Origin of the sequence: Sulfuricurvum sp. (assembly GCF_023229695.1) — a bacterium.
Classification (GTDB): domain Bacteria; phylum Campylobacterota; class Campylobacteria; order Campylobacterales; family Sulfurimonadaceae; genus Sulfuricurvum.
Map to the genome: position 1 here is coordinate 89,505 of NZ_JALNYS010000012.1, position 16,333 is coordinate 105,837.

Here is a 16,333-nt window from a genome sequence, read left to right on the forward strand (position 1 = left end):
TGAATGCCTACTTTACAATAAAGGTTCTACGAGTTCAAAAAAGCGGTCGTTCTGACTCTCCGTGCCGATCGTCACACGAATAGCGTTCAATCCGTAACTGCTTAAATCACGTACAATCATACCCTTTTTTAAGAGTTCTTGGGCTATTTTTGATGAATTTTTTTCTTCAGGTAAAGGTAAAGTGATAAAATTTGTATAACTTTCAATCACCTCGATCCCTTTGGAGCGGGCAAAAAATTCATAGCGGCGCATCTCTTTGAAGTTTTCGACGATACACTCCTCTACGAAAGCCTCATCCTCCAATGCAACCGATGCCGCTTCCAGAGAGAGGGTCGTAATATTAAACGGCGGACGCATTTTGTAAAGGGATTGAATAATATCATGCCGGGCGATCCCGTATCCGACCCGCATCCCTCCCAAGCCGTATGCTTTCGAAAAGGTCCCCAGAAAAATGACGTTGTCAAATCGGCTAATAAGGTCCTGCGGGTCGACCGCTTTCGAAGGATCTTTGAAACGGGCGTATTCCATATAGGCGCCGTCCACGATCACCAGCGTATCGCTGTCAATCTTTTCGATAAAGGAGAGCATTGATTCCGCGTCAATCGCATCCCCGGTCGGATTGTTCGGGGTACAAAGAAGAATGACCGAAGGTTTATGCTCCAGATAGAGAGCGTAAAACTCCTCCATATTGTGTTCGCGTGAAGAAGTTCGGATCGTCTGCGCCCCCACCTGTTTCGCATAAATTTCGTACATTGCGAACGTCACGCTGTTCATCAGCACTTTGCTCCCGCCGTGGGCTTTGGCATGAATCGCAAATTCGATCACCTGATCACTTCCCGATCCGATAATGAGTTCATTGGGGTCAATTCCGTATTTGGATGCTAATGCCGTTTTAAGCTTGATCATCGAATCATCCGGATAGTGGGACATGTAGTCAATCATACTGCAAACGGCCTCTTTCACCCTCGGCGAACACCCGAAGGGGTTCTCATTACTGGCCAGCTTGACAATCTGATCGGGGGATATCCCGTATTCTCGGACAACCAGTTCGATCGGTTTTCCCGCTTCATAGCTTTTAATGCTCTCTAAAACGCTGTTAAATTTCATAACTCTCCTTTTACATAACTGCCGAGCCATGTCACTTCATCGGCATGCTTTTGAATGATATTGTCTACTTTCGGCTCATCGATGTGACCGAAAAAATCCATAAAAAACCAGTACCCGAATCCGTCGTTATCACGGGAGGGACGACTCTCGATCTTGCTTAAATTGACCTCGGCATTATTGAAATCTTCTAAAAAGCTGACCAACGCTCCCGCTTTCTGAGCATCTTTGAGACGGACAAGGATGGAGGTCTTGTCATCGCCGCTGGGGGCGTTTTTAAAATCACTCAAGATAAAAAAACGGGTCGCATTGTTATGGGTATCTTCAATATTTTCAAACAACGTCGGTACACCGTAGAGTTTTGCCGCAATATGGCTGCATATCGCAGCCGCTTCAGGGTCTTTGGCCGCCAAAATTGCCGCTTTTGCCGTCGATTCGACGGGAATATGCTCAATACTCTCCAAACCGTGTTCCTGCAAAAAATCCCGGCACTGCCCAAACCCTTTGTCTTTCGAATAGATTCGCTTAATCTCCTGAATTTTCCCCGCTTTGGTTGCGAAAGCCATATGAATCGGCATATAGAGTTCGGCTACGATTTTAACGCCGCTTTTTCCCAGCAGATCCAGAGTTTCCCCCACAACACCGTCACGGCTGTTTTCGATCGGGACCACCCCGAATTTTGCGCGCCCCGCTTCGAGTGTTTTAAAAACCGCTTCAATCGACCCCAAAGAGAGGTAATCGCTCATGGCCCCGAAGCGCGACTCGGCGGCTTGATGGGTAAAGCTTCCCTCCGGTCCGAGATAGGCAATCCGCTCAGGCAGTTCCAGATTGCGGGCAACGGCAAAAATTTCTAAAAATACCGCTTCGATCGCCTGACGGTTCAATAAACCGCCGGTAGATTCGCTGATGCCGCTTAAGCGGTCAATGATCGCTTTTTCCCGTTCAGGACGATAAATCGCCGTATTGCTCTCATGCTTGATCTCGCCGACGCGACGGACAACCTCCATCCGGCGATTCAATAAAACCATCACTTCATTATCGATCTCATCGATTCGTGCTCGACACTCTTCTAATGTATTCATAGATTCTCCAATATCTCTTGCATGTCCTGATAGACCGCATTCGGATGTTGTTCTTTTGGGATTAAGGGGAGTATTTCATCTGCGGATTTGTATTTTCCGCTTAAAACAAAAATCCCTTTCATCCCCAATTCCTGTGCCCCGACAATATCCCCTTTGAGATCATCGCTAATGATGGTTACCTCATCAAACGTCCGTTCGCCGCCTTGAAGATTCAACCGCGCCAAGGCCTCCTGAAAAAATGCCGGGCTCGGTTTTCCTACGACATCGTAGCGGCACGAAGTGGCACATTCCAGCATTTTCAAAATCGCACCGACACCGGGATAGCGCTTGTGATTCTTGACGTACAGCGTCGTCTCATGCATTCCGATCAAACGTGCGCCCGAAAGCAAAAACTCAATCATCTGAGCATACTCGTCGGCTTTAAAATCCTCTTTAATCGCGATTAAAACGATTGAGGGCGTATTATAGTCCAAAGTGTAGCCCATCGTGCGAAGAACGTTTAAAAATGGTTCCGAACCGTAGGCTGCTATTTTCTCCCCTTCACCGATGTAACGCTCCAGAACCATAAGGGGATCGAGATAGCGCTCCTTGGGGATAGCCAGTCCGATGGAGTTAAGGTACCCTAAAAATTCGGCACTGGGATATTTCGTACTGTTGGTGATCACCATATACGGTATCTTCGCCTGATTCAAATGATCGATAAACGAGACCGCCCCGCGAACCGGAAGCTTGGTGTTGTCTTCGATCAAAGTCCCCTGTACATCCACAAAAAACATTAAAGGTACTCGCGCTCTAAAGCGATCAGATCGTCAAAGCTTTCTCGTCTGCGGATCAGACGGTGGACTCCGTTTTCAAGGGCCACTTCCGCCGATCTTCCCCGCGTGTTGTAGTTGCTTCCCATCCCGAATCCGTACGCTCCGGCACTGTGAACCACCAGCAAATCGTTATGTTCCAGAGGCGGAAGCGGATAATTTTTCGCCAAAAAGTCCCCGCTCTCGCATACCGGCCCGACAACGTCAACCGCACTCGCTTCCCCTTCATTCCCCAGCGATTCGATCCGATGGTACGCGTTGTATAAACTCGGACGGATCAAATCGTTCATCGCCCCGTCCACCACAACGAACCGCTTTTGGCCGTTTTGTTTTTCGTACAATACTTTGGTCAGAAAATAGCCTGCATTGGCTGTCAAAAAGCGCCCGGGTTCACAAATCACCGTTACGTCGATCCCTTTCAATGCCGCCAAAACCGCTTGCGCATACGCGTAAGGCTCAATGGTAGTCTCTTCCTTATAACGGACGCCGAGACCTCCCCCGATATCAAAAAACTTCAACTCGATGTTAATAGCGCTGAGGGAACGGAGCAAATCGGCAACAATCACCGCCGCTTCATAAATCGGTTCAAGCTCCGTCAATTGGCTCCCGATATGAAAATGGATCCCGACCGAATCAAGATACGGCGAATTTTTCGCCCGGATGTACATCCGTTTTGCCGCAGTGATCTCGACGCCGAATTTATTATCGTGCAGACCGGTTGAGATATAAGGGTGCGTTTTTGGATCAATATTCGGATTGACACGGATACTGATACGGGCTTTCGTATTCAGCTCTTGCGCAATCATCTCCACCCGTTCCAACTCGGCTTCACTCTCAAGATTGATGTACAAAATATCACTCTCGATCGCTTCGCGAATCTCATCGTCACGCTTCCCGACACCGCTGAAAATGACCCGATATTTGGGGACACCCGCCATCAATGCACGACGTACTTCACCGATAGAAACACAATCGGCACCTGATCCGAGCGACGCAAAATGTTTCACGACACTCAGATTGGAATTGGCTTTGACAGCATAAGCAAGAATCGATTTACGTCCCCGAAAAGCCTCTTTAAGAGATTCGAATTGAGCGCGCATCGCATCAAAATCATACACATACAGAGGGGTGCCGTACGTTTGTGCAAGTTCTTTAAACGGGATCACGGATTGACCTTTGAAATCTAATTTTGACGCGATTTTATCCTAAATCTGCTTAGACGTAGCGTCATAGCAGCAAGGAGTATGATGATCGGCACGATCACCCCGACTTCGGGCGAGAGGGTTTTATTGACCGATAGTTCTCCCATCATAAACGCAATCCCCCATATCATCAATGTGGCTAAAATCGCCCCGAAACTGAAGAAAGAGAGATTTAAAAAACGGGAGCTTACCGGAGCATAGGTAAAAAATATCACCATCAAAATCAGGGCAAACCACGGAGAGAAAAAAATCCGGTACAACGCACTTTTTATTTTTGCCACATCGACATTCTGGTTTTCCAGTAATTTCAGTGCATCTAGTCCGTCACCGATCGTAAAATTCACTTTCCCCTCATACACCTGATCGAGAATCTTCGGACGAAAATCGGGAAGAACTTTGAGGTTCTTCCGATCTTCTATGACAATCCCTTTTTCCCCAAGCCGGAGCGTTTTTGGAGTTTTGAGCAAATGCCCTTTTTGTATGACCCAGAAACCCTCTTGATACACCGCTTTCGTAGCGCTGAGCACTTCACGAAAACGCCCCTCTTTAAAGGTAAAAATACGGATATCTTCCGCCTTGCGCGTCAGGGGGTAGAGTGTTCCGAAATAGATATAGTTCCCCTCATGGGTAAAAAAAAGGTTACTCGTCGGACGAATCAGTTCCGAGGATTCACGCAGATTATCGGCATACTCGTTTGCTCTGGAAAAAGAGGTCGCATGCAATGCGACATAGAGAACCAGGATAACGGTTGCAACCGTTCCAAAAGGGGCAAATAGCCGTTTTTTAGAGTACCCGAGGGCATAATAGGCAACCATAGCATTTGAACGGACCAACTCAACCAACGATGCGATCATCGCAAAAACCAGCGATATCGGAAGCATCATGTCGATCGCATAAAAAATTTTATACGTAATATAGATGAGGACAAGATTCGCCGAACGGGGAAGCTCTGCGGCATACTCCATCAAATCAAATCCGACCATAAAACTGCTCAACGCAATAATAATGATCAAAAAATAGCGTAGATATAAAAAAGACAACGTATTAAAAAAGAGCATTTTTACCTATTCGTTGTAAAGATCGTCTATTGTAGCGTTAAAGCCTTGAGTGAACACTTTGAAGCTACCGCATCGTGCGGTAGACGCAAAAGCAGTTCTACCGCATCTGCGGCTTTTGCGATCCATCCGTCGATCTGCTTTTTTTCATCCGGAGAAAACGGATGCAAAACATAATCGGCTACCTGCGATTTATGTTCCGGTTTTCCAATCCCCATCCGGACACGTACATAATCGGGGCTGATTGCCGCATCGGTCGATTTGAGGCCGTTATGCCCGCCGTGACCGCCCCCTTTTTTTAACCGCAATGCACCGAAAGGGAGGTCCAGATCATCATGGATCACAATCACATCATCAATTTTATAGAAATTTTTTACGGAGGCTACCGAACGGCCGGAGAGGTTCATAAAGGTCATAGGCTTGAGAAGAAAATGTGTCCCCATTTTAAACAACTCCCCTTCGAAGGAGCTCTTTGAAACGGCGCTAACACTATGGCGACGGCATAACTCATCGATCACCATAAACCCGATATTGTGCCGGGTTTGACTGTACGCCGGGCCAGGATTGCCCAGTCCGACGATCAGCATGATTATTTCGCTTTAATGATACTTAAAATCGATACACGGTCCGAATCGGTAAACGTAACGTTTTCAATTTTTTCCAAATCGCGCAACAAAATAGAATCACCCAGATCAAGAGGGGCTACATTGATTTCAATCGCATTCGGAAGATTTTCGATCGCTGTTTTAACGCGAAGACGTTTTTTAGATACGTGCAACATCCCTTTGTTTTTCAAACCGATAGGGGTCCCTACAGGCTTGACAGGAATATGATAATGGGTTACGACACCCGCTTGTGCTACCATCAAATCAACGTGCAACAAATTGCCCGATACCGGATGAGACTCATACCCTTGAACAACAACATTCATCTCGTTCCCGGCAACATTGACACCGAACGCAACACTCTCTTTGTTACGAACAGTACGGATAAAATCGTTCATTTTGAACGCGGCGTGGATATTTTCAAGCCCTTTTCCGTAAATGTTGGCGATAAGATAACCATCACGGCGGTACGCTTTTGTTGAACGTTTGCCAATACTCTCTCTTACAATGCCTTCTAGCATAATCAAATCCTTCAAAATTAAAATGGGACGGATTATACTTAAAAAAATATTAAACCATCCTAAAGCATTACCCTTTTAAACCGATAAAATCGTCTTCTTCAAACTCTTTCGTAACATCGTTACTCCCAATCTTCTCTTTATCAATCGAACCGCCCAGCCCTTCCATTTTCAGTTTTAAATCGGACGCGGAGGTAGCGTTGGCGAAAGCATCGTCTCGACTGATCCGCTTTTTGAAGTAAAGGTCCAGAATCCCCTGATCGAATGTCTGCGATTTATAGAGCTGCTTCCCTTCCGCAATCGTATCGGGAATCTCGATATCACGATTTTCGGCAATCAGCTGCTCGATACGGGGCGTTCGGACCATCACTTCAAGAGCGGCAGTCCGTTTTCCGTCCACGGTAGGGATCAAACGCTGTGAAATCACCCCTCGGATAACGGAAGAGAGGGTCATTCGGACCCGATTTTGCTCCGCCGTCGGGAAAACCGAAACCACCCGGTTAATCGTCTCTTTGGCATCCAGCGTGTGTAGGGTGGAGAAAACAAGATGCCCCGTATCGGCAGCGTGAAGCGCAATCTCTATCGTTTCCATATCACGCATCTCCCCGACCAGAATGATATCCGGATCCTCACGCAAAGCGGCCCGTAACGCATTGCCGAAACTTTTGGTGTCCTGCCCGACACTGCGTTGATTGATAATACATTTGCGATCTTTATGGACAAACTCGATCGGATCTTCAATCGTGATAATATGCTTGCGCCGATTCAGATTGATTTCATTGATAATGGCCGCAAGGGTTGTCGATTTACCGCTCCCCGTCACCCCCGTCACAAGCACCAGACCCCGCTCCATCTCCGCAAACGTATGGATCACTTCCGGAAGGTTCAGCTCGTCGATGGTAAGGATTTTGACCGGAATCAGACGGAATACCGCCGATATCCCCTCCATCTGAAAAAAGATGTTGATACGGAAACGGGTATTTTCATCAAACGGATAGACTAAATCCAGCTCTTTTTTCTCTACCAGTTCAGGAAAACGGGTGCGCAAAAGCTCTTTTGCAAAGGTCAATGCATCTTTTTTGGAAAAAATTTCACCCGAAAGGGGGACAATCTCCCCATTGATCCGGGCCCGTACAATCGCATTGGCTTTAACATGCAAGTCGCTCCCCCCCGCATCCACCATCCGACGCAAATAACTCCGTATTTTTTTCAACACCTCAAAATCGAGTTCGCTTACATTGACCTGACTGTCCATCTCTTGACTCATGTATTTACTCCAATTCGCTCAAAATTTCACTGAACGCTATTTTAAAAGCGGCTAATCCTTCACGAATCTGTTCCTCAATAATTTGGTTCATATTGACACCGGCACCCAGAACAGCCTCTTTGTGTACCTCGATCGCATCACGTGACAATGGGAGTTTAATCCCCTTTTCCCCACCCTTGACAAAAGCATCGATTGTTGCAATCGGTGCGGTATTGACGCTGTTAAAAGCCAACAGTTCGTCAATATAATAGGAGGCTCTAAAGTCATCCCCTTTTACCCCGGTACTGGCGAATAATACACGACATTTGGGGACCCCGATGGCTTCAACCTCTTCGTAAATTTCAGCCGCGTTCATAATACCCATGAGCCCGACCGAAACATCGGCAGAGCGAAGTTGCTCATCAATTGCCCGATCGATCCGACTGACAAAGACACTGATAACGGTGTGGACAGGATCTGCTCCCTTATCCGAAGCTTTATGAAAAGCCTGAGCACTTTTTATCGCCTGCTCCAACGAAAAAATCAGGGTCGCATTGACCGGGATACCTTGGGATGCAAGGGTTTCCATGGCATGATATCCCGCTTTTGTAGCGGGAACTTTGATCATGACGTTCGGACGGCCAATCACTTGATGCAACCTAATCCCCTCATGAACCGTCCCCTCCGCATCATCGCATAAAAACGGATCCACCTCAATACTGACATATCCGTCATCTCCGGCATCGTAAAGCGGACGGAGAATATCCGCCGCCTTTTGGATATCGTAGATCGCCAGCGCTTCATATTTTTCTTTCGGTGAAAGAGCGCCCAGCCCGGCAAGCTGTTCTTTGTACGCTTCCGACGTCAGAATCGCACTCTTAAAAATAGAGGGATTGGAGGTAGCCCCGTTAATAATCCCCTGCTCGATCAACTCTTTAAACTCATTATCCAAAAAAGTGCGTTCAATAAAATCGGCCCATAAAGAAAATCGTGATTCAGGAATATACATATAATTCGGCTCCATCATAAAAAAAGTAACCGATTATGCCGAAAAAAGGTTAAAAGTAGAGGCTGATTCCGGCATGCAGACGATCTTCCCTTCCGGCTTGCCGATAAAGGTCATACTGAAAAAAGAGGGCTCCGTGGCTGCTCCACTGCCATCGGTGCGAAAAACTCAAACGGCTTCGATCACGCTGATCCAGATACACTATATGCCCCGTTTCCAGATAACTTTTCATCGCTTTTCCCCAATTGATCCCTCCCCCTGCGGTCAATCCTATTCCGGCATCGGGATTGAATCCGGCACGTACTTCCGGCTCACTCAGCAGATATCCGAATACGCGATCGTTCCCGATACTCGTACCGACACCGAGACGGGTAACGAAACTAAGGCGGTCCGAACCGTATTCTCTGTCCCAACCGATTTTCATCCGCCAGGAGAGCGGTTTGAAAAAATAGGACACCGGAGCGATCGAAGCCAGTGAGAGGAGGGTCAGTTTTTCTACGGTGAGGGTGTTGTTCTCGATCCCAAGCAGGGTGTCAAGAAATTCGATCTGCGCCCCGGTCAAATGTCCCGCATCGACTTCACCCAAATCATGAAAAGCCGGTCTAAACCCGATCATAAGCGGCGATCGATTCTCAAGCCACCCCTGCGCCATCTCTAGGCGTGCAGAGCGGTGGGCCGTATCGGGATTAGGTTTCGCTATCGTCGGGAGAACTTCCCCCTGACCCAGTGCCGCACGCTCCGATAAAAGGGTATGATACCGCTTCCCATACGCCTCTTTTGACATTTTTCCTTCAATAAAAACAAATTCCGTCAATTCGGCAGCCGCTTCCAATCCGTACCGTTGATCCTGAACGGATAAGGGGAGCTCTTTGATTGCGGCAGCTTCCATTTTCCCCGATGCGAGTAGTTGAACGGCCCCTATTGCCGTGGGATTGAGCTCCCCTTCATAGGCCAAAAGCTTTGAACGTTTTGACGCTCTAAAATGTTTTTCACCGACAACCCCCTCCTCTTCAAAGGCCCGAACCGTATCCGGGGGGATAACGTAATACCGGAAATACTCGCGCAAATGGAGACTCGGACGGGCAATTTCACTCAGCCACAACATATGATACGAACAATTTTCATCAAAAAAATAGTACCGCGAATTGATCCGCTGGAGCTCCCAGATATGGCGTACCATCGCGCGAACCTCATCGGGCGTCAGATTCAAATCGTACTCCCAGACATCCCGAGATTCACTGTCGCGGTACTCTTTGAGTTTTTCATAATAGGGGAGCATCGAATAAAAACCGAAATATCCGCCGAAAAGCCCCTTATAGGCAAAAAGGAGCCCGTTGGTTTCGGCGGTTTGTGCCGCATAATTGATCGCATACGACATCAGCTTGCTCTCCATCGACGAATCGATCCGTAAAAACGTATGTCCGAACATCGATGCGGGGGAGTTGATATGAGCACTGGGGAAAACGAGCGTCACTTTTTTGGGATCCATTTTGGTTAAAAGGGCTTCGTATTGACGGCATTCACCCTCTCCAAAAGAGATCCGAAGTTCCTTTTCAAGCCATGCTCTTCGGGCGGGAAAGCGGCAAAAGAGGCTCTCGTCACTCCGATTCACATCGTCATTCAAATGGCGAATCGTTGCGTTTAACTCTCCGCCAAGATTATATTTTCCATCGGGAGCCATAAAAAAAGCGTCGTCATCAATTTCACTCTCCCCTTTGGGGGCATGCATCAATAAATGCCAATAACGGGAGTTTTCCAGATGTTGGGAAGTAGCTTGTGCAATCAGTTCATCGGTCGTAGCAGCAAAAATCGATAAACTCAACGCACCTAATAAAAGAAAAAATGGCAAAAAAAACCTTACATACCGTCATTCCCGACTTGCTCGGGAATCCAGCTTTATTTTAGAGATGGATACCCAAGTACGGGAAATGATGGGGAATGAATATTATCCGGCGATAGTAGAAACGTTATCCAATACTGTTGCCATATCGGCTTTTTCATTGGCATAAATCGCATTATAATTCGCTTGCAGCGCCGAGGCGAAAGCCGCTTTATTCTCAACGTTCAATAACTCGGCCAGCGTTTCAACACTCTCTCCCTTCCCAATCGCAATCTCACGAGAGAGCTGATCCATATTGGACGCAACAAACGCGGCAGCCCGCTCATTCAAAACGAGTTGTGAACGCTTACAACCTGAAGTCCCGGAAGTAACTCCGAATGTTTGATTTCCTGACGTACCGTTTGTTGTCGCTTGCAGCGCCAACATGACTGCCGAACTGTCATCTTTGATAATTTGTGATCCTAATCCACATCCGGTTTGATTATTAACCGTTGCAAATCCTGCTGTGCTAAGTGCTGCAACCGCTACCATGCTGAGAATAATTTTTTTCATTATGACCCCTTGTTTTATAGAATTAAAAGAGTATAAGAGAAAATTACTTAAGATTAACCCAGATTCAAAAACCAGTCGTATTCATTGTAAGACTCATTGGCCAGGGCGAGGCGATTTAAAAACTCCTCCCTTGAAACCTCTTTTGCCCCTAAACTTTTCAAATGTTCCGTCGGTACCTGACAATCGATAAAATCGTAGCCCCACCCTTTCAAATGATCGATTAAAACGGCAAAAGCGACTTTGGAAGCATCCGATACCTTGGCAAACATCGATTCGCCGCAAAAAACCTTTCCGACACTTACACCGTATAAGCCGCCGACCAGCACCCCCTCTTGATATGCTTCAACACTGTGCGCATATCCGAGCGCATGAAGCTCTTCATACGCTTCAATCATCGCCGGGACGATCCAACTCCCACTCTGCCCTCGCCGAGGCATCTGCGAACATTCACGAATCACTTCTGAAAAAGCCGTATCAAACCGAATTTCAAATTGCGGTATTTTTTTACGGAGAGATCGGTGAAGTCTAAACTCATCCAATTCCAGAATCAGTCTCGGATCCACGGACCACCACAAAATAGGATCCCCTGCACTGTACCACGGGAAAATCCCCATCCGATAGGCCAGCATAATACGCGAAGGGGTAAGATCACCGCCGTAAGCGACAATCCCCTCCTTACTTGCCGACCCTGGATCGGGGAAAATCAATGAAATCGAAAGTTTGGGAATCATTCGTTAAAAGAGAACCTTAATTCCGTATCATAATCGATACTCACCGTACCGCCGTTTGCCAAAGAGCCAAAGAGCATTTCATCCACAAGCGGATCTTTGATCTTCTCTTGAATAACCCTTCCCAACGGCCGTGCCCCCATCGCTTTATCGTATCCGATTGCCGCCAGATACCCTTTGGCTTTTTCACTCAGCGAAAGGGTAACTTTTTTCCCTTTGAGCTGCTGATTCAATTCACGAATAAATTTATCCACCACTCCACGAACTACCTCTTGAGATAACGGACCAAACTCGACCACCGCATCCAACCGATTACGAAATTCCGGAGTGAAAAAGGATTTCAGCGCCTCATTACGAGAGAGAGAACTGTCGGCATTAAATCCCATCACGTTTCGTTCGGTTGCACCGACATTGGAGGTCATAATCAAGATAACGTTCGAAAAATTGGCTTTGTACCCGTTGTTATCGGTCAATGTCGCATTGTCCATTATCTGCAATAATACATTTATGAGGTCAGGATGGGCTTTCTCTATCTCATCCAACAGTAATACCGTATAGGGGTGTTTACGGATCGCTTCGCTGAGCAATCCCCCCTGTTCAAATCCGACATATCCCGGAGGAGCCCCGATGAGCCGGCTCAGCGAATGTTTCTCCATATATTCTGACATGTCAAACCGTTCAAAATGGATCCCCATGCAAGATGACAGCGATTTGGCCAATTCTGTTTTTCCCACCCCAGTCGGCCCGGAGAACAAAAACGAAGCGATCGGCTTATGCAATCCACCTAAACCGGCATAAGAGCGTTTGATGGAACGGACTACCTGAGTGACGGCTTGATCCTGCCCTATCACCTGAGCTTTTAACTCCCCATCCAGTCCAATCAGTTTGGCACGGGCATCTTCTCCCATTTTTGAGGTGGGTACTCCCGTCATTTTAGAGATAATGGTCTCAATGTCCATCGGCGTAATCGTCGTCCGTTTATGCTTTTTAAGATGAAAAGAGGCCCCCGCTTCATCGATAAGGTCTATCGCCACATCGGGTAAAAAACGGTCGGTGATATATTTTTTGGAGAGTTCCACCGCACTGCGCAAAGCCTTATCGGTATATTTCACTTTGTGGTGGTGTTCATACCGTTCCCGAAGCCCTTTAAGAATTAAAAAACTATTTTCCATCGAAGGTTCCCCGACATCGATACGGGCAAACCGCCGGCTTAGAGCACGGTCTTTTTCAAACACATTCCGGTATTCGGCATGCGTCGTCGCCCCCATACATTTGAGCCGGCCCGAAGCAAGCGCCGGCTTGAGCTGATTAGAAGCATCCATACTCCCTCCCCCTACAGCACCCGCACCTACAATCGTATGAATTTCGTCGATAAACAAAATAGCATTGGGATGTTCCTGTACTTCGTCGATGACCGCCTTCAGCCGCTTTTCAAAATCTCCCCGATATTTTGTACCGGCCAGCATCGCCCCAAGATCGAGGGCAAAAAGTTCGGCATCGCGTAAAAGATCAGGGACATCCCCTTCCACCAGTCGCAGAGCCAACCCCTCCGCAATGGCGGTTTTTCCGACCCCCGGTTCACCGATAAGAAGAGGATTGTTTTTTTTACGTCGGCAAAGGGTTTGGATCGTCCGCTCTATCTCGTTTTCACGACCGATTACCGGATCAATTTTCCCTTTTTTTGCCTGAACGATCAAATTGATCGCATATTTATCCAAAGCCCCTTCTGCCCTTTCGGTATCTTTCGGCGTCTCAAGTTCACGATGCGAAATGGCTTCGAGCAAATCAACACGGGTAATTCCGGACTCTTCAAGGAGGATACACGCATACGAATGGTGTTCTTCATAGACGGCGGCAATAAAATCACCGACATCGGCATGCTGTTTCTGGGCGCTTCGAACATGACGCATCATCTCATCAATCATTCGGGCCAACGCAACCGTTTCAAAAGGCTCCTGCTGTACTTCATCCGGAAGCGGTTCCATCGTCTGTATCAGATAACGGCCCAACGCTTCGCGCATCATTTCAACATCTCCACCGCACGCCCGGATGATTGCTTCACCGTCCGAAGTCGCCAAAAGGGCAAGCATTACATGTTCGATTGTTAAATATTCATGACGCTGATGCCGTGCAAATGCAACCGCTTTTTGAAAAATCGTATTGAGCTCCGAACTAACCATTACGCCTCCTCCATCATCGCTTTAAGCGGAAACCCGCTCTCCCGGGCCAAAGAACTGACTTGTTGAACTTTTGTCTCGGCAATTTCATAGGGGTAGCTTCCGCATAATCCCCTCCCTTGTTGATGAACCTGCATCATGATCGTATAGGCATCCGAATAATTTTTACGAAAAATACTCATCAAAATATCGATAACAAAATCCATCGACGTATAGTCATCGTTTAATAAAAAAACGTTGTACCGTTTAGGTTCACGGAGGGCTAATTCACCCTCATAGTGTTCTTCAATTTTTGTACTCAAAAATAGTTTCCTGTCATTTGAAAAAAATAATGTAACAATGATTACGTATTGTTTGGCTTAAAAAGGAGGATTATATTTAAATGGGACCCTTTATCACCCTCGAGCGGTGATAAAGTCATTAATAATATCGTCGGGATTTTCAAGCCCGATAGAGATACGGATCAAACCGGGGGTAATCCCCAAAAATTCCCGCGTCGATTCATCAAAATCACGGTAGATTGTCGATGCCATATGAAGCCCCAGTGTTCGGCTGTCACCGATATTTGCAGTAATCGTGACCAACGCGGAACGGTTTAGAAATTCGAATGCACGCTCTTTGCTCCCCATATCAATCGTCAGTAACGTTCCGCACCCCTTGCCAAACTGAGTGCGATACCGTTCATGATGGGGATGGGTAGACAACGAAGGGTGATTAATCACAAATCCCGCTTCATATAAAGCGTTCGCCACTTTTTCAACACTCGAAACGACACGATCCATCCGCAGCGGAAGCGTTTCAAGTCCCAACAGGGTCAAATAACTCCCGAAACCGTTGGCGGACATCCCGAAATCACGTAGAGCACGCTTCTTTGCATTGGCAATCAATGCCATCGGTCCCATTTTTTTGATGAACGGATGAACATCACCGTAGCGCTCACCCTTGAATTTATCGTCTCCCTCGCAAATCGGACGAAAAACAACGGCACCTCCAAGGGAGGAGGCATTTCCGGTAATGATTTTTGTTGTCGAATAGACTACGATATCGGCACCCAAAGCAAGCGGTGCGATACTAAGAGGGGTGATAGTATTGTCCACTATCAATACTACGCCATGAGTACCGGCTATCTCTGCGATTGCTTTAATGTCGGGCAAGCGCATGTTCGGATTGCCGACGCTTTCCAAAAAAATAATTTTGGTTGCATCGCGAATCGCCCCCTCAATCGCTTCCAATTCATCTACGTCAAAAAAACTCGTCGAAATCCCGAACCGGCTTAATGTCTCGGTAAAATACGAATAGGTCCCTCCGAAAAGCCCTCCGATACTGATAATATGGTCCCCCGATTTCAGCAGGCTCAACGTTGCCATCGCCGTTGCCCCCATACCCGAAGCAGCGGCTACCGCACCGATACCGCCGTCCATGGATGCTAAAATCTGTTCCAACTGTCCCGATGTCGGATTGCCTACACGCGCATACAACGGTTTTTTTACCGATCCCTCAAAGATCCCTTCCCCCGTTTCGCTGTCACCGTATCCGAAAGAAGCGGAATTAATCATAACCGGACTGACCGGCCCCTCTTTTTTCCCGATTTGCTGTACAAATGCGGTTGTAAAATTTTCAAAGCGATTCATCATCAAACCTGTATTAAAATTAGACCAATTATAACCAAAAAGAGATTTCATTGGCCAAACGTATTTTCATCACCGCTACCAATACCGATATCGGAAAAACCTACACCTCGATACAGTTGCTCCATGCATTTGCTAAAATGGGGTTGCGCGTCGGTGTTTATAAGCCGATAGAAACAGGGGTAGTGGAGATACCTGCGGATGGAAGTCTTCTTTTCCAAACGGCTTTACACTTAAACCCCTCTCTAAAATCCTTATCCGTATCCGATATCGTTCCTCTCACTTTTTCTCTGCCGGCGGCACCTTTTGTCGCCAGCGGCGGCCAAAAGATTGATCTTTCCTTATTTGATGCTCCGCTGCATAAAATCGAAGCACTTTGCGATGTTATCATTATCGAAGGGGCGGGGGGGTTACTGGTTCCGATTGATGCAAAGAGTATGATGCTTGATCTTCCCCGATACTTTAAGGCCGTAACGCTCCTTATCACCCATTGCAGACTCGGCTGCATCAACGATACGCTTCTGAGTCTGCGTCTCTTGAACGATACGAAACTTCCTCATGTATGGGGACTAAACTGCAAAGAGGCCAGAGAAGATTTCAATCTCACCTCTCTCCCCTATTTCATCCATCACTTTGCCCCTCTTTACTTTATTGATCACGATATTAATGCTATTGCACACGCACTTTTAGATACAATTACAGAATAAATTCAGCCGCATCCGTGGCAGGCATAAGAGAAGAAAGAAATCCTCTTCGTCTATGTTAAACAGGAGAAAGA

The 16,333-nt window shown here is 47.1% G+C and carries 16 protein-coding genes; 1 reads left to right on the forward strand and 15 read right to left on the reverse strand.

All coding sequences use genetic code 11. The features are described from left to right. Window positions 1–12 precede the first annotated feature (12 nt). The 15 genes from hisC to M0P91_RS10135 all read right to left on the reverse strand — a co-directional run bounded on the left by hisC (window position 13) and on the right by M0P91_RS10135 (window position 15,561). Window positions 13–1,107: a histidinol-phosphate transaminase gene (hisC, locus tag M0P91_RS10065; RefSeq protein WP_295066787.1), complete on the reverse strand. Its 1,095-nt coding sequence runs from the start codon at window positions 1,105–1,107 to the stop codon at window positions 13–15. Next, the gene (gene pheA, locus M0P91_RS10070; RefSeq protein WP_295066789.1) at window positions 1,104–2,186 is read right to left on the reverse strand and encodes a prephenate dehydratase; all 1,083 of its coding nucleotides are present in this window, start codon (window positions 2,184–2,186) and stop codon (window positions 1,104–1,106) included. The genes hisC and pheA overlap by 4 nt, the downstream gene beginning before the upstream one ends. Next, the gene (locus M0P91_RS10075) at window positions 2,183–2,962 is read right to left on the reverse strand and encodes an HAD-IIA family hydrolase (protein ID WP_295066791.1); all 780 of its coding nucleotides are present in this window, start codon (window positions 2,960–2,962) and stop codon (window positions 2,183–2,185) included. Before M0P91_RS10075 ends, pheA begins: the two co-directional genes overlap by 4 nt. Next, window positions 2,962–4,164 (reverse strand): diaminopimelate decarboxylase, encoded by a 1,203-nt coding sequence (lysA, locus tag M0P91_RS10080; protein WP_295066793.1) that lies wholly within the window; start codon window positions 4,162–4,164, stop codon window positions 2,962–2,964. Before lysA ends, M0P91_RS10075 begins: the two co-directional genes overlap by 1 nt. Window positions 4,165–4,181: 17 nt before the next feature. Next, the gene (locus M0P91_RS10085) at window positions 4,182–5,258 is read right to left on the reverse strand and encodes an LptF/LptG family permease (protein WP_295066794.1); all 1,077 of its coding nucleotides are present in this window, start codon (window positions 5,256–5,258) and stop codon (window positions 4,182–4,184) included. A 26-nt stretch (window positions 5,259–5,284) separates the two neighbouring features. After that, window positions 5,285–5,842, reverse strand: coding sequence for an aminoacyl-tRNA hydrolase (gene pth / locus M0P91_RS10090; protein WP_295066796.1), 558 nt, complete (start codon window positions 5,840–5,842; stop codon window positions 5,285–5,287). 2 nt (window positions 5,843–5,844) lie between these two features. Continuing rightward, window positions 5,845–6,381 carry a 50S ribosomal protein L25/general stress protein Ctc gene (locus tag M0P91_RS10095; RefSeq protein WP_295066798.1) on the reverse strand — a complete coding sequence of 179 codons (537 nt, stop codon included), beginning with the start codon at window positions 6,379–6,381 and terminating at the stop codon, window positions 5,845–5,847. 67 nt (window positions 6,382–6,448) lie between these two features. Further along, on the reverse strand, window positions 6,449–7,645 hold the full coding sequence (locus tag M0P91_RS10100) for a type IV pilus twitching motility protein PilT (RefSeq protein ID WP_295066799.1): 1,197 nt from the start codon (window positions 7,643–7,645) through the stop codon (window positions 6,449–6,451). A gap of 4 nt (window positions 7,646–7,649) precedes the next feature. Next, the gene (locus tag M0P91_RS10105) at window positions 7,650–8,633 is read right to left on the reverse strand and encodes a transaldolase (protein WP_295066801.1); all 984 of its coding nucleotides are present in this window, start codon (window positions 8,631–8,633) and stop codon (window positions 7,650–7,652) included. Between the two features lie 49 nt (window positions 8,634–8,682). Continuing rightward, window positions 8,683–10,479 (reverse strand): DUF4105 domain-containing protein, encoded by a 1,797-nt coding sequence (locus tag M0P91_RS10110; RefSeq protein WP_295066803.1) that lies wholly within the window; start codon window positions 10,477–10,479, stop codon window positions 8,683–8,685. 96 nt (window positions 10,480–10,575) lie between these two features. Next, window positions 10,576–11,022, reverse strand: coding sequence for a DUF3015 family protein (locus tag M0P91_RS10115; protein ID WP_295066805.1), 447 nt, complete (start codon window positions 11,020–11,022; stop codon window positions 10,576–10,578). A gap of 53 nt (window positions 11,023–11,075) precedes the next feature. After that, entirely contained in the window at window positions 11,076–11,753 is a 678-nt protein-coding gene (gene aat, locus M0P91_RS10120; RefSeq protein WP_295066807.1) for a leucyl/phenylalanyl-tRNA--protein transferase, read from the reverse strand. After that, window positions 11,750–13,930, reverse strand: a complete 2,181-nt coding sequence (clpA, locus tag M0P91_RS10125; protein ID WP_295066809.1) for an ATP-dependent Clp protease ATP-binding subunit ClpA — start codon at window positions 13,928–13,930, stop codon at window positions 11,750–11,752. The genes aat and clpA overlap by 4 nt, the downstream gene beginning before the upstream one ends. Next, on the reverse strand, window positions 13,930–14,229 hold the full coding sequence (locus M0P91_RS10130) for an ATP-dependent Clp protease adaptor ClpS (protein WP_295066811.1): 300 nt from the start codon (window positions 14,227–14,229) through the stop codon (window positions 13,930–13,932). Before M0P91_RS10130 ends, clpA begins: the two co-directional genes overlap by 1 nt. A gap of 93 nt (window positions 14,230–14,322) precedes the next feature. Next, the gene (locus M0P91_RS10135) at window positions 14,323–15,561 is read right to left on the reverse strand and encodes a PLP-dependent transferase (RefSeq protein WP_295066812.1); all 1,239 of its coding nucleotides are present in this window, start codon (window positions 15,559–15,561) and stop codon (window positions 14,323–14,325) included. Between the two features lie 47 nt (window positions 15,562–15,608). Here M0P91_RS10135 and bioD point away from each other — a divergent pair, with 47 nt between their 5' ends. Next, on the forward strand, window positions 15,609–16,262 hold the full coding sequence (gene bioD / locus M0P91_RS10140) for a dethiobiotin synthase (protein ID WP_295066814.1): 654 nt from the start codon (window positions 15,609–15,611) through the stop codon (window positions 16,260–16,262). Window positions 16,263–16,333: the final 71 nt, after the last annotated feature.

What these genes read in the sequence shown, in the direction of transcription:
- pheA (WP_295066789.1), bottom strand. Translation starts at nt 2,186, where the DNA reads ATGAATACATTAGAAGAGTGTCGAGCACGAATCGATGAGATCGATAAT.
- M0P91_RS10105 (WP_295066801.1), bottom strand. Translation starts at nt 8,633, where the DNA reads ATGTATATTCCTGAATCACGATTTTCTTTATGGGCCGATTTTATTGAA.
- M0P91_RS10085 (WP_295066794.1), bottom strand. Translation starts at nt 5,258, where the DNA reads ATGCTCTTTTTTAATACGTTGTCTTTTTTATATCTACGCTATTTTTTG.
- M0P91_RS10100 (WP_295066799.1), bottom strand. Translation starts at nt 7,645, where the DNA reads ATGAGTCAAGAGATGGACAGTCAGGTCAATGTAAGCGAACTCGATTTT.
- hisC (WP_295066787.1), bottom strand. Translation starts at nt 1,107, where the DNA reads ATGAAATTTAACAGCGTTTTAGAGAGCATTAAAAGCTATGAAGCGGGA.
- pth (WP_295066796.1), bottom strand. Translation starts at nt 5,842, where the DNA reads ATGCTGATCGTCGGACTGGGCAATCCTGGCCCGGCGTACAGTCAAACC.
- M0P91_RS10075 (WP_295066791.1), bottom strand. Translation starts at nt 2,962, where the DNA reads ATGTTTTTTGTGGATGTACAGGGGACTTTGATCGAAGACAACACCAAG.
- M0P91_RS10135 (WP_295066812.1), bottom strand. Translation starts at nt 15,561, where the DNA reads ATGATGAATCGCTTTGAAAATTTTACAACCGCATTTGTACAGCAAATC.
- M0P91_RS10115 (WP_295066805.1), bottom strand. Translation starts at nt 11,022, where the DNA reads ATGAAAAAAATTATTCTCAGCATGGTAGCGGTTGCAGCACTTAGCACA.
- aat (WP_295066807.1), bottom strand. Translation starts at nt 11,753, where the DNA reads ATGATTCCCAAACTTTCGATTTCATTGATTTTCCCCGATCCAGGGTCG.
- M0P91_RS10095 (WP_295066798.1), bottom strand. Translation starts at nt 6,381, where the DNA reads ATGCTAGAAGGCATTGTAAGAGAGAGTATTGGCAAACGTTCAACAAAA.
- clpA (WP_295066809.1), bottom strand. Translation starts at nt 13,930, where the DNA reads ATGGTTAGTTCGGAGCTCAATACGATTTTTCAAAAAGCGGTTGCATTT.